Source organism: Thalassospira sp. ER-Se-21-Dark, from assembly GCF_017922435.1.
GTDB lineage: Bacteria > Pseudomonadota > Alphaproteobacteria > Rhodospirillales > Thalassospiraceae > Thalassospira.
Window position 1 is genome coordinate 22,955 of sequence record NZ_VDEZ01000003.1, and the last position, 13,037, is coordinate 35,991.

Sequence of the window (13,037 nt, forward strand, 5' to 3'; positions counted from 1 at the left end):
GCAGCATCCTTCTCATCCTTTGTTCTGGGCACCCATGCCGCGCCGGTGACGGAATAAAACCGCCGGGATCAGCAAGGCCAGGGCAAATCCGGCAAACGGTAAAACCATCTGAAACAGCCCATAAATCCCGATCATCCGACGATCTCCGCCCGATGCCAAGGCAACCGCCTCGGTGGTGACGGTGGCAAAGCGCCCTGCCCCGATCAGAAGCGTTGGCAAATATTGCCCGACCGTCACGGCAAGCCCGACGGCGGCGGCGGTTAAAACCGCACGGGTCAACAGCGGCAAACGCACCTGCCAGAACACCCGCGCGGGCGACGCGCCAAGACAAAGGGCCGTCTGCCCATAGCGCGGATCAAGGGTGCGAAACGGTTCAGACAGGGATAAAAACACATAGGGTGCAACAAACACCAGATGCCCAAGAACGACCGAGACCAAGGTACGTTCCAGCCCAAGCAGGCTAAAGAACACCTGCAAGCCAAACATAAAGCTGATTTGCGGCACCAGAAGCGGCAGATAAATCAAAAACATCGCCCGCCGCCCCGCGACCTTGCCGGTGCGTACCTCGTTCTCAAGACAGGCCAGAACCATTGTCACGGCAATCACAACCGCCGGAATACCGATAAGAAGGGTCGTGGTCAGGCTATTGCCAATCGCATCAAGTTCCCGCGCCCAGAGACGCAATGAAAAACCACGCGGCAAAAGATCGGGAAACGCCCAGAACCCGGCAACACTCCAGACCAGCAAGACCACAAGCCCAAGAACCACCGTCCCAGCCGCCACCAGCGCCATCACCGCTGCCCCCCCGCGCGCAGCACCATCACGCTTGCACCGGTTGCCATCAACAGCCCACTGCGCACCGATTATCGCCACAAGCCGCTCGCCCGCAATCCAGATTGCCATGGCCGCGATCACGATCAGCAATTGCAGCACGGCTGCACTTGATGCCATGAACCGCAATGCAAGATCGGGATCGGACAACCATCCCAGAATGCGCACCGCAAGCGGAGCCGGTGTTGTCGGGGCCAGAATGATCGCCACATCAACAACCGACGTCGAATAGGCCAGAACCGCCAGAACCGGCAAACGGATCTGTGGATAGATGCGTGGCAATGTTGCCTTGAACCATCCGGCAATCCTGCCATAGCCAAGACTTGCTGTGACCTGTGCCGTGCGGTCTGTGTCTGCCTGCGGCAAGGCTGAAAGCGTCATCAGAAACAGAAACGGGATTTCCTTGGCAACCAGTCCGGCAATCAGGGCGATGCCCCACGGGTCATGGATGATCGCAACATCCGGGGGTCGATCCCAACCGGTAAATTGGGCCACCACCCGAACAAACCAGCCCGATGGCGCAATCAAAAATGCCAGACCAAACGCCGCCGTCGCATGCGGTACCGACAGGATCGGCGAGAGGATCCGCTGCAAGGCGTGAAAAGTGCGCGTGCCCTGCCATGCGGCACAAAACAGCATGACAATCGCAACCGAGACAAAGGTTGCGATCAATCCATTGGCCAATGAAAGCCGGATCGAGGCCCCTAACCCCGGCTGTGCTACCAAAGCCTGCCATGGATCAAGGCTGGGCGTTGTGCCCCCAAGGGCCGGCAATATCCCGAACGCAGGCAAGATTGTTCCGATCAGTCCGGCAGAAACCGGGCCAATCATCAGAACAATCGTCAGGATCGGGATAAATCGCAGCATGCGCGATTATTGCACAACGCCGTAACGCTTCTGCCATTCCGTTTCGACAAGCGACATCCAGCTTGGATGCGGTTCGGGCAAGACAGTGCCGCGCTCAGAGGGCGCAAGCGATGCGATGCCGAGATCAAGATTGGCAAAGGCTTCCTGCATGTCTTTGGGAAGTTTATCCATCGCCAGAACCGTATCCGCGCCCCAATATTTCGGGTCCTGCTTGCGCAGTTGGGCTTCGGGTGACATCAGGAAATCGGCCAGTACAACCGCGCCTGCCTTGGCCGACGCGTTATAGGGGATGGCGACAAAGTTGGTATTGCCAAGGGTGCCATTCTCAAACACATAGGACCGCACGGTATCGGGAAGCTCGAACGCCTCGATCGCCGATGACACTTCTCCAGAACTGAACGAAAACGCGATATCGACCTCGTTATCGGCCAGAAGGGTGCGCATCGATGCCCCATTCTGCGGATAGGCTTGACCATCGCGCCACAAAAGCGGCTGCAAGTCTTCAAGATAGCCCCAAAGCGGTGCCAGGGTCGCCTCGGCATCGGTTTCATCGGCGGGCTGTTGCAAAACTTTCGGATCTTTGACCAGTTCGGTCAGAATCTGTTTAAGGAAGGTAGAGCCCATATAGTTCGGCGGCTGCGGATAGGTAAAGCGGCCCGGATGTTTCACCAGCCATTCCAGCAATTGCTGGGCGGACTTCGGAACAGTATCAAGCTTGGCGGTATCGTAATAGAAACTGACCTGCGCCATGCCCCATGGGGCTTCAAGCCCGTCGGTCGGAACGGTGAAGTCATTGATCACGGTTGGTTTGCCTTCGACATCGACATAGGCAAAGTTTGGCGTCTGTTCTGCCCATGGCCCGAACAAAAGGTCATTGCGCTTCATCGCGGCAAAGTTTTCGCCATTAATCCAGATCATGTCGACGGCACCGCCATCATCAACACCGGCGGTCTTTTCCGACAAAACGCGGGTAACGGCATCGGCGGTATCGGTCAGTTTGACTTGGACCACCTCAACGCCATAGCGTTCGCGCACCTGTTCACCGGCCCAGGCGATGTAATCATTAATGCGCGGCTCCCCACCCCAGGCATGCCAGTAAACGGTCTGGCCACGGGCCTGATCAAGAACCGATTGCCAGTTTCCGACATCCGGTGCCGGGTCTGCAAAGGCAGGCGTCGACAACGTCGTCGTCGCAAACCCCACTGCCAACGCCAAAGCAGAAACGAAAGTGCGCATTTTTGATCGCATCTCGGACAATCCTTTTACCTGATGACCCAAAGCCGTTCCCGCATGCCGGGTGTGACTGGTTGATTGGTTTTATACCCGTCAGTTTTTCAACAGACGGCACATAAAATCAATTCACGCTTGCGTTAGGGGCCTATCAAACACACTTTGTCTGCAACAAGTTGTTCGCTTTTTGCGCCCCTGTTTAGGAAGTTTTCGATGTTTGAATGGATGAGTGATCCCAACATGTGGATGGGCCTTGCCACCCTGACCGCGCTGGAAATTGTTCTGGGCATCGACAACATCGTTTTCCTGTCGGTGATTGTCTCGAAACTTCCGCAAAACCAACAGGCATCGGCGCGCCGCATCGGTCTTCTTGCGGCGATGGGCATGCGGCTGGGGCTTTTGGCGGGTATCGCATGGGTCATGCAACTGACTTCGCCGCTTTTCGCAGCCTTTGGTCAGGAAATCAGCGGCCGCGATATGATCCTTATTTTTGGTGGTCTGTTCCTGATTGCCAAGGCGTCCAAGGAAATTCATCACACCATTGACGAGCCCGAAGAACACGGCCCGGGCAAAATCATGTCGAGCTTTGCCATGACCATCGTGCAGATCATGCTGCTTGATATGATTTTCTCGCTTGATAGCGTCATCACAGCGGTTGGTCTGGTCGATCATATCTCGATCATGGTGATTGCGGTCATCGCATCAGTTCTGGTGATGCTGATGGCGGCCAAGACCATTGGCGATTTTGTCGAACAAAATCCCTCTGTCAAAATGTTAGCGCTATCATTCCTTATTCTGGTAGGGTTTGTGCTGCTGCTTGACGGGGTCGAAATACACGTGCCGAAAGGCTACATCTATTTTGCAATGGCCTTTAGCCTGTCGGTGGAGACGCTCAATCTTCTGAACCACAAACGTAAACTCAAACGTCGTGCGCAAGAGAATGGCTGATGAAAAAAGTTGATCCGCCGCTATGTCTGGCAAACGCCTTCATGGAACGCGAACTTGAAAACGTCGACGTATTTGAGTTTCCCGAAGGCACACGCACAGCCGCCGACGCCGCAAACGCCATTGGCTGCGATATCAGCGACATTGGGAAATCACTGGTCTTCATGACCGAGGCATCCCGCCCGGTCCTGATCATCATGAACGGTGCCGATCAAGTCGATCTCGACAAGGTCGCCGCCCTGCTGCGTTTATCCGTCCGCAAGGCCGATGCAGCCGAAGTCCGCGAACATACAGGCTACGCCATTGGCGGCGTTCCGCCCTTTGGCCACGCCAAGCCCGTGGAAACGCTGATTGATAAAAAACTTCTGGCAAAGAAAACCGTCTGGCTTGCCGCCGGGACACCCAAAACAGTGTTTGAGTTTAAAACAAGCGACCTCAAGCGCTTAACCGGCATCGAAACCGGCGTTAATATCGCCGTCTGACAACGCCAACGCAGTTTAAACCTTCTCTATTTCAGATTGTTTTCTATTCACAAAAACAATCTGAAAAGATATTCCTGAATCGGACCGAGTTTCTGATTTCTACTGGAGTATCAAACAGATGAAGACCGCCATCCAAAAAGCTGCAGCAATTCTGTGCTTGGCACTTTTGAGCGCTTGCGCATCACCGGCAGAGTTCCAGAACATGGTGGTGACCGAAGGCATTGACACTGCCGCGACGCAAAACTCCGCTTTCAAAGACAGCATTGTCGTGAAATCGGTCGATGGCGGCGAAGAGACCAATCCGATGTGGACGTCTGAAATCAGCAGTCAGGCTTTTGAAAAGGCTTTGATCGCATCACTCGAAAATGCGCAGCTATTGGCAAAGCTTGATGAAAATGCGCCATATCGTTTGCGTGTCACGTTGCTCGAGGTTGACCAGCCCCTGTTTGGCCTGGACCTGACGGTCAAAACCCGTGTGCGTTACGAAATCATCGAAAAGGACAGCGATAAAACTGTTTTCAGTGAAGAAATTCCAGCAACCCATACCGCGACCTTTGGCGATTCTCCGTTTGCGATCCAGCGTCTGCGACTGGCAAACGAAGGTTCTGCAAAGAACAATATCGCCGCCTTCATTGAACGCGTCATCACCGTTTCGCCTGAAATGTCAGGCGGGAACGTAGCGCTTAAATAAGCCCGTCATCGCGTGTCGCCGAACGCATGCCGATTTCGTCAAGTTCGTCTTGTTCTTTCTTGTCTTCTTCGGCGCGTTCGGCCTCAAGCCGGTTGCGTTCGGCAATTTCGGCGGTTTTAAATTCCTTAAAGGCATCGGCAACTTCATCGCGAAAGACGTCGATCTTTTTTTCCTGTTCGGCAATCATTTTTTCGATTGCCTCACGCTCGGCGATCACCGCGGTGGCAAACCCGCCATAGGCAAACCCCGCAAGTTCCGGATTTTCGGCCGCGATTTTTTGTTCGGCCAGCACCGCCTGTTCGAGGGCCTCTTTTTCCGCCTCAAGATTTCCCAGCACACCAAGCATCTCGCCCAATTGGCGCTGCTTTTCATCAAGCGCCCATTTGCGCATGCGCACCAGTGTTTTGAAATCTTTGGCCATGGGTTACCCCCTAGGGTCCGCGATCATTACGATCCATTCCCCGATGCGTCATTCCCGCCTTCGCTCAGCGCACGCTTGGCCGCGTTCAGGTCCTGCCCGTCACGTTGTGACCGGCTGTTGACCTTGGGTCCGCGATTGATCTTGGGCCCGATTGACGGCGGTGGTGCCGGGCGGGGGGCTGGCATTTCCGGCCCTCCGGCGGGCTGTTGCGGCTTGGCACTTCCCGCTTGCCGCGCCTGTCCACCCGGTTGTCCTTGGGCAGGGGCAGGTTGTTCGGGTTGCTCGGCCAGCATATCGAGGCGCCGGGCCAATTCCAGATATCCCTCATTGAGGCGCGTGCATTCCGTCTTGCGCTGTTTAAGGAATTCCTCGATCAGCGGGAAGTAATGAATGGCTTCGTCGACCTTGGGATCAGTTCCCTTGCGATAGGCGCCAAGGCGGATCAGTTCGGCCATATCATCGTAGGTCGCCAGAAGCTGGCGCGCGCGGGCAACGATCTGGTTTTCTTCCTCGTTATTACAGCCCGGCATGGTACGCGACACGCTGCGCAGGATATTGATCGCTGGATAGCGGCCCTGCTCCGCAATCGCACGGTCCAGCACCACGTGCCCATCCAAAATACCGCGCACCGCGTCAGAAATCGGTTCGTTATGGTCATCACCATCAACCAGAACCGTAAACAGCCCGGTGATCGATCCCTGCCCAGGCCCGCCGGGACCCGCACGTTCCAAAAGACGCGGCAATTCGGCAAAGACGGTCGGCGTATAGCCCTTTGATGCCGGCGGCTCGCCCACCGAAAGACTGATTTCACGTTGCGCCATGGCAAAGCGGGTCACGGAATCCATCATGCACAGCACATCGCGCCCGACATCGCGGAAATATTCCGAAAGCGCCATAGTCATATAGGCCGCCTGACGGCGCATTAGCGGTGGTTCATCCGATGTCGCCACGACGACGACCGAACGACGCAGGCCTTCTTCGCCCAGATCATCCTCGATGAATTCGCGCGCTTCGCGGCCACGTTCGCCAATCAGCCCCACCACCGACACATCCGATGTTGTATGGCGCGTCATCATCGACAGCAAACTTGATTTACCAACACCCGACCCGGCAAAGATGCCCATACGTTGCCCGCGACAGCAGGTCAGAAACGTGTTCATCGCCCGAACGCCAAGATCGATCTTGCCCGCCACGCGCTGGCGCGAATGGGCCGATGGCGGCATGTTGCGGATCGGATAAGGGCGATTGCCCTCAGACAGCGGGCCTTTGCCATCCACAGGCTCGCCAAAGGCATTGACCACACGGCCCAGCCAGCTTTCATCGGGATAGACTTGCGGTTGGGTATCGCCAAGTTCGACTTCGCAGCCGATCCCGATCCCGTCCAGAATACCAAACGGCATCAAAAGGGCGCGTTCATTGCGAAAACCGACAACCTCGCAAATGACGGTTTTGCCGTCGCGGCGTTTGACCTTGCAGCGGTCGCCAACCGACAACGCACCTTCGACACCGCCAATCTCGACCAGAAGGCCCAAAACAGCAGTCACCCGGCCAACCACGCGATAGTCGGGAATACGGCGGAGTTCTGCAACGATATTGCGGCCAATCTGAAACACGGGCGGTTCTTTTCAGCGAAAATGGTACAAACAACTCTTGTAACACGGAAATTTGCCCCGCCGAACGGTCACAGGGGTGGCAAATCGTACCGCGTCGTACCAAATATATAGTCATAATCGGTATTAAAAAGCCGTGTAGACGATTAATTCGATTTTTTTTCGTTGCATAAGGCTTTTGGAATTAACACCGCAAACCGTTGGGAAAACTTGCGTTCCGTCCCCGAGTCGCTTCTTTGAACGAAAAAAAGTTAACAAGTTGCGACTCGCCTGCTTGCCACGAGTCGCAAAGCAACGTATCGTTAACCGAATGGGGAAAATTTCCCAAAGGCCGGCAATCGTTGGGGCGCTTGTCGATCTACCGGATCAACACGGACTTATTGCGGAACACGGTAACGGAGCAGAGACATGCGGGTGCTGCTTGTTGAGGATGACAACACCTATGCTGACAGCATCGAATTGATGCTTAAGTCTGAGGGCATGGTGATTGACACTACCGACCTTGGGGAAGATGGTCTCGAGATCGGCAAGCTTTACGATTATGACATTATTCTTCTGGACCTTATGCTGCCAGATATTGACGGCTACGAGGTCCTGAGACGTTTGCGCGACGCACGCGTCGAAACACCGGTCCTGATCCTGTCGGGTCTGACCGAAACCGAAGACAAGGTCAAAGGCCTTGGCTTTGGCGCAGATGATTATCTGACCAAGCCTTTCGAGAAAACCGAACTTCTGGCACGTGTGCAGGCAATTGTTCGCCGTTCACGCGGCCATGCCCAGTCGATGATTTCGACCGGTAAGCTCAACGTCAACCTGGATGCACGCACCGTCGATGTCGATGGCAAACCGCTGCATCTGACCGGCAAGGAATATGGCATTCTGGAACTGCTGTCGCTGCGCAAGGGCACGACACTGACCAAGGAAATGTTCCTCAACCACCTTTATGGCGGTATGGACGAGCCGGAACTCAAGATCATTGACGTCTTTGTCTGCAAACTGCGCAAGAAAATCCAGTCTGCGACCAAGGGCGACAATTACATCCATACGGTTTGGGGCCGGGGCTATGTCCTGCGCGATCCCGACACCAACAGCGCTGCGGCCTGATTTTCGGGAACTTGGTATCAGGCATGCCTGATGCCGCCCCAACAGTTGCCGCTATACGAAAAACGCCCCGGTTCATATCCGGGGCGTTTTTCGTTTCCGATCACGGCAAATAGATAAGTGGATCAACAAGGCCGCTGATCTGCAACCGATCAATCAGTTCGAAAATCGGGATCACCATCAGAAAGACCAGCCCGTCGCGCAATGTCCGCCACAAAAGATGCGGGCGAACTTCAAGGATCTCGGCATCGCGCCAGGCACCAAACCGCGGACCAAAGCGCGGCACGCGCGCCTTGTAATCTTCAAACGATGTGCCAAAAAGTGTCTCGAGCGCCCTTTCTTCGCGCAGGATCACCGGCAAGAACACACCAAACGCCCCCACCCCGAACAACAGGACAATCAAAAGGCTGCCGGTTTGCGCGCCAATGCCGACCGCGCCGATGAAGCTGAACATATAAAGCGGATTGCGGCTGATGGAATAGGGGCCCGTATCGGTCAGATCGCGGGCCTTGCGCCCGCCGATATACAGCGTGCACCAGGCCCGCCCGAAAATAGCCATCAGGATCAGGACAATCCCGCCGGTCTCGACCGTTTCATGGGTAAACATCTCCACCTGTGCCAGCGACTGCATAAGCGGAAGCGCACACAGCACCAACAGCGCAATGCCTGCAATGGCAAGCTTGCGACGGCGCTGGACACGGCGAAGGTCCTGACGCGGTGTGGCGATCGTGTTTGATGGATTTAAGGTCATTGGCCTTCCCGACTTTCAGTTCAACAGAACAGTCGGCAAGAAACCAACTGTCAGCTACTTCTTGTCGTCCGGTTTGCCAAAGCGGGACCGATCAAAGGTCGTGGACGGGCGCGTGGTTCCGCTGGAACCGCTTGTATTGCTGCTGCCTGTCCCCGGCCGTTGTGTTGTACCGCCGGCACCTGCACCGGTTCCGGTGCCAAGCGGGCGGCGATAGGTCGAACCAGTGGTATCCGTTGTTCCCGGACGTGTGGTTGAACCTGTACCAGTCGAACCTGACGGCCTGCTGAACGCGCTGCCAGTTGTACCCGATCCCGTGCTACCGGTTCCGGTTGTTCCCGGGCGGGTGGTTGACGGGGGGGTGCCAAGCGGGCGCTGGGTAGACGTTGTGCCAAAACCTGAACCTGCGGGGCGGGTTGTTGCCGTCCCTGCTGTTCCGGTTGTTCCTGTTGTCCCGACTGCCGGGCGGGCCGTTGTACCGGTCGTGGTTGCGGCACCGGTTTGCATATGTTTGGGCTTCTGGAAGGCCAAGCCCCCGGGTGCAGCAGCACCGGCCGCACTTGCGGCCCCCGCCTGCGCCTTTTCAAGCGCTGTCAGATCGACTTCCGGTGCCCCCGGACGGTTAAGCTGATAAATGCCACGCTGACGTGCAAGCGGTTTGAACTTGTCGGAAATGCCCAGAACCGTTTCTGCCCCGCCAAGGAACAGGAAACCGTCATCTGGCATCAGGGCAGAAACACGCGAAAGAACATCACTTTTGGTCGGCTGATCGAAATAGATCAGCACGTTACGACAATAGACGACATCAAACTGCCCAAGCGGACGGAAATCTTCCAGAAGGTTGAATTCCTTGTACTGTACCTTGGACCGGATATCGGCAGAGATTTGCCACTGGTCTTCCTTCTTCTGGAAGTACTTGACCAGAAGGCCGATCGGAAGGCCCCTTTGGACTTCGAACTGCGAATACAGGCCGGCACGCGCCTTGGTCAGGATCTCGCGCGAGATATCAGTCCCGACGATATCAATCCGCCAGCCAGCGAGCTGCGACTTGAATTCATCAAGGATCATCGCCAGTGAATAGGGTTCCTGCCCGGAAGAGGCGGCAGCACACCAGATGCGCAGATGTTTCTTCGACGCACGTGTCTTGATCATGTGCGGCAGGACAACATGGCGGAACTGGTCAAACGGTTTGGTATCGCGGAAGAAGAAGCTTTCATTGGTCGTCATCGCATCAACGACTTCTTCGACCAGATTGCGGTCGCCACCGCGCAGCGTACCGATCAGCTCCGTCAGGTCCTTGAGACCCCGTTTGCGTGCAATCGGCATCAACCGGCTTTCGAGCAGATAAGTCTTGTCCTGGCTCAGAACGAGCCCGGACTTTGACTTGATCAATCTGCTTACAAACTCGAAGTCATCCGGCTTCATCATTGTGGGTTAACGACCCCCCGCGAATTTTTTGATATAGGCCGCAATCCCACCCACCGGCAAAACCGCAGAACAGATACCGGCATGCGCCGCAGCGCCCGGCATCCCCCATACAACGCTACTCTGCTCGTCCTGTGCCACGACCATGCCCCCCGCATTGACCACGTCACGTCCACCAAGCATACCATCCTGCCCCATTCCGGTAAGTATTGCAGTCAGAATGTTTCCTCCGTAACTCGCGACCAGACTGCGCAACATCGGATCGACCGACGGACGACAGAAATTCTCGGGCGGGTTCTGATTCAACTTCAGATGCCGACTGGCACCACGCCCCTCTACAGTCATGTGGTAATCACCGGGGGCAAGATAAACCTGTCCACCAACAATTGGCATATTGTTTTGTGCTTCCTGACATTTAAGCCCGGTCAGACGGGTGATGTGCTCGGCCAGAATGGTGGTAAAGGTCGCGGGCATATGCTGGGTAATGAAGATCGGCTGGCGCACGCCATTGAGGCCGCGCAACACTTCAAACAAGGCCTGCGGCCCACCGGTCGAGCTGCCAATCGCGATGGCTTCGACATTGATGCGTTTTTCGGGCAGAAGCGTGACGCCACCGCGTGCGGACTGGCGTTTTGCCGGGGCCGGTGCACTTGCCGAACGGGCCTGTTGGGCGCGCGCACTTTTTTGTGGCGCGGGTGCGGTTGGCCGTTTGGCCGGCGGTGCCGTTCTTGCGCTTGGTGCTGCTGTGGCGGGGCGTTCCGGCATTTTGGGCACGGTTTTGCCCTGCCCGCCTGCCGCAATGGCCGCATCGCGAATAAGTCTGCCCGGATCGCGTGACGGTGCCGTCGAACGCACCGCACCACCAGCCGGGTTGGCAGCCGGTTTTGCGGCCTCCGACGATGCCGGTGTGGCCGGTTGCGGCTTTGGTGCCGGTTGCTGCGGCATCGGCGTCTGGCGCATCTGCGTTGGCTGCGGACGGTGTTGCTGCATCGGGCGGGGGCGCAATTCGGCGGTAAATCGTTTGCGCTGGATCCGGCCTTGTTTGTGAAGCTGCTGATGTTCGACCGACATCTCCGCCCGGAAAGCAGCCGCCTTGCCGTCAGAAGTCACGTCATCCGGCTCGGATGCCTCGGCATCGGGCGCAGTTGATTTTTCCTCTGGTTCCGGTTCGGGTGCGGCTTGGGCAGCAGCCGTTTCTGCCGCGGCAGTTTCTTCGACCTCAAGCATCTTGCGACGCTGTTCAGCCCAGGCTTTCACCTTGTCGAGAAGTTCTTCGCGGAACCCCTCGCCGACATTCAGGTCTTTTGACGAGCTTGGCTTGGGGATGTAATCCACAGCCCCCAGCGTCATCGCCTGGAAACTGATATCGGCATTTCGTTTGGTGAGTGTGGACGCCATGATCACGCGGACTGTCGGATCGATCTCCAACAGTTTCGGCAAGGCCGTCAAACCATCCATTACCGGCATTTCGATATCAAGAACAACGGCTTCGATGCCGCCTTTTTCCATGACTGCCAGTGCTTCTTCGCCATTACTGACCGATCCGACGACTTCGATTTCGGCGTCTTCGGTCATCATACGTGTAACAAGTCCGCGCACGATGGCGGAATCATCCACGATCAGGACTTTGTATGGCGAATGGATGGGCGTTTCTTCCACGTGGTAGCGTCCCCGCTTGATGATGGAGATCGGATCTTGAAGGCTTAAAGGTTCGTGAGCACCCCGGCCTAGATCAGGCCGACCTGCTCGAACTTGGCCTGGATGATCTCGCTATCGAACGGCTTCATGATGTATTCGTTCGCGCCAGCGGTGATGGCTTCCTGAATGTGTTCAAGGTCGTTTTCAGTTGTACAGAACACAACAACAGGATCATCGCCACCAGGCGTTGCACGCAGTTCACGCAGGAACTCGATCCCGCTTTTGACGGGCATGTTCCAATCAAGCAGAACCGCGTCGGGCATGGACTCAAGGCACTTGTCGAGCGCCTCTTGACCGTCCACTGCCTCTACAACCGCAAACCCGATTTCCTCGAGAATGCGTCTTGCTACCATCCGGATGACTTTCGAATCATCGACGACGAGACAACTCTTCATCGACTTCCTTCTCGCTTACTTAGGTCGTTAAGCCACAATGGCAGGAACCGGGCACATTGCGTGCCCGGCATGGGAAATCAGGTTAACCGGCCTGCTTGATCGAAGACGTGAAATCAAGCAGACGGGTCACGTCGAGAATCACCAGAAGCTTCTTGTCGAGACGGAATATACCGTCCGAAAATTCGCGCCAGCGCGGATCAAGCGTTGCCGGGTTCTGTTCGAACGCCTTTTTCGGAACGCTCAGAACCTCACCCACCTGATCGACCATCAGGCTGTAAAGCTCGCCACCTTCATCGACAACGATGCTCATGCCCGGTTCATCGTCTTCACGGTCACGCAGACCAAGACGTTTGCGAACATCAATCGCGGTCACGATACGACCACGCAGGTTCAACGATCCGGCCACTTCCGGCGGTGAAAGCGGGATGCGGGTAATGCGTTGCGGCCCCAGGACATCCTGAACGGTCAGGACAGGGATACCGAAAAGCTGCTTGCCAATATTCGCGGTCACGAAATCCTGGCTGTCACCACCAAGTTCAAGGGCGCCGCCTTTTTCCTGGCTCGGGACGAGTGCGTTTTTATCGCTCATAGGA

11 protein-coding genes and 3 pseudogenes are annotated in these 13,037 nt (G+C 56.2%); 4 read left to right on the top strand and 10 right to left on the bottom strand.

Annotation, left to right across the window (positions count from 1 at the left end):
- Positions 1-12: 12 nt before the first annotated feature.
- Together FHI25_RS12795 and FHI25_RS12800 are read right to left on the bottom strand one after the other, a co-directional pair.
- On the bottom strand, positions 13-1,698 hold the full coding sequence (locus tag FHI25_RS12795) for an ABC transporter permease subunit (RefSeq protein ID WP_210518358.1): 1,686 nt from the start codon (positions 1,696-1,698) through the stop codon (positions 13-15).
- A 6-nt stretch (positions 1,699-1,704) separates the two neighbouring features.
- Positions 1,705-2,934, bottom strand: a complete 1,230-nt coding sequence (locus FHI25_RS12800) for an ABC transporter substrate-binding protein (RefSeq protein WP_246879097.1) — start codon at positions 2,932-2,934, stop codon at positions 1,705-1,707.
- Between the two features lie 207 nt (positions 2,935-3,141).
- Here FHI25_RS12800 and FHI25_RS12805 point away from each other — a divergent pair, with 207 nt between their 5' ends.
- From FHI25_RS12805 to FHI25_RS12815, 3 genes are all read left to right on the top strand, one after another.
- Positions 3,142-3,876, top strand: coding sequence for a TerC family protein (locus FHI25_RS12805; RefSeq protein WP_063087458.1), 735 nt, complete (start codon positions 3,142-3,144; stop codon positions 3,874-3,876).
- Positions 3,876-4,355, top strand: coding sequence for a YbaK/EbsC family protein (locus tag FHI25_RS12810; RefSeq protein ID WP_210518362.1), 480 nt, complete (start codon positions 3,876-3,878; stop codon positions 4,353-4,355). The genes FHI25_RS12805 and FHI25_RS12810 overlap by 1 nt, the downstream gene beginning before the upstream one ends.
- Positions 4,356-4,473: 118 nt before the next feature.
- On the top strand, positions 4,474-5,046 hold the full coding sequence (locus tag FHI25_RS12815; RefSeq protein ID WP_210518363.1) for a hypothetical protein: 573 nt from the start codon (positions 4,474-4,476) through the stop codon (positions 5,044-5,046).
- Here FHI25_RS12815 and FHI25_RS12820 read toward each other — a convergent pair.
- On the bottom strand, positions 5,039-5,467 hold the full coding sequence (locus FHI25_RS12820; RefSeq protein ID WP_210518365.1) for a flagellar FliJ family protein: 429 nt from the start codon (positions 5,465-5,467) through the stop codon (positions 5,039-5,041). The genes FHI25_RS12815 and FHI25_RS12820 overlap by 8 nt on opposite strands.
- Before the next feature lie 26 nt (positions 5,468-5,493).
- A complete protein-coding gene (gene fliI, locus FHI25_RS12825) occupies positions 5,494-7,080 on the bottom strand; it encodes a flagellar protein export ATPase FliI (protein WP_063087450.1) in 1,587 nt (528 codons plus the stop codon).
- 405 nt (positions 7,081-7,485) lie between these two features.
- Between fliI and ctrA the strand changes: the two genes are divergently transcribed.
- Positions 7,486-8,181, top strand: coding sequence for a response regulator transcription factor CtrA (gene ctrA / locus FHI25_RS12830; RefSeq protein WP_008891622.1), 696 nt, complete (start codon positions 7,486-7,488; stop codon positions 8,179-8,181).
- A gap of 100 nt (positions 8,182-8,281) precedes the next feature.
- On the opposite strand, the gene FHI25_RS12835 is transcribed toward ctrA, so the two are convergent.
- From FHI25_RS12835 to FHI25_RS12855, 6 genes and pseudogenes are all read right to left on the bottom strand, one after another.
- On the bottom strand, positions 8,282-8,929 hold the full coding sequence (locus FHI25_RS12835) for an isoprenylcysteine carboxylmethyltransferase family protein (RefSeq protein WP_210518374.1): 648 nt from the start codon (positions 8,927-8,929) through the stop codon (positions 8,282-8,284).
- 615 nt (positions 8,930-9,544) lie between these two features.
- Positions 9,545-10,351 (bottom strand): annotated as a pseudogene (locus tag FHI25_RS20625) (protein-glutamate O-methyltransferase); the annotation flags it as partial.
- Positions 10,352-10,360: 9 nt separating this feature from the next.
- Positions 10,361-10,927 (bottom strand): annotated as a pseudogene (locus tag FHI25_RS20630) (chemotaxis protein CheB); the annotation flags it as partial.
- Positions 10,928-11,659: 732 nt separating this feature from the next.
- A pseudogene (locus FHI25_RS20635) lies at positions 11,660-12,010 on the bottom strand (response regulator); the annotation flags it as partial.
- A 68-nt stretch (positions 12,011-12,078) separates the two neighbouring features.
- A complete protein-coding gene (locus FHI25_RS12850) occupies positions 12,079-12,444 on the bottom strand; it encodes a response regulator (protein ID WP_008891618.1) in 366 nt (121 codons plus the stop codon).
- Between the two features lie 82 nt (positions 12,445-12,526).
- A complete protein-coding gene (locus tag FHI25_RS12855) occupies positions 12,527-13,033 on the bottom strand; it encodes a chemotaxis protein CheW (protein WP_008891617.1) in 507 nt (168 codons plus the stop codon).
- Positions 13,034-13,037: the final 4 nt, after the last annotated feature.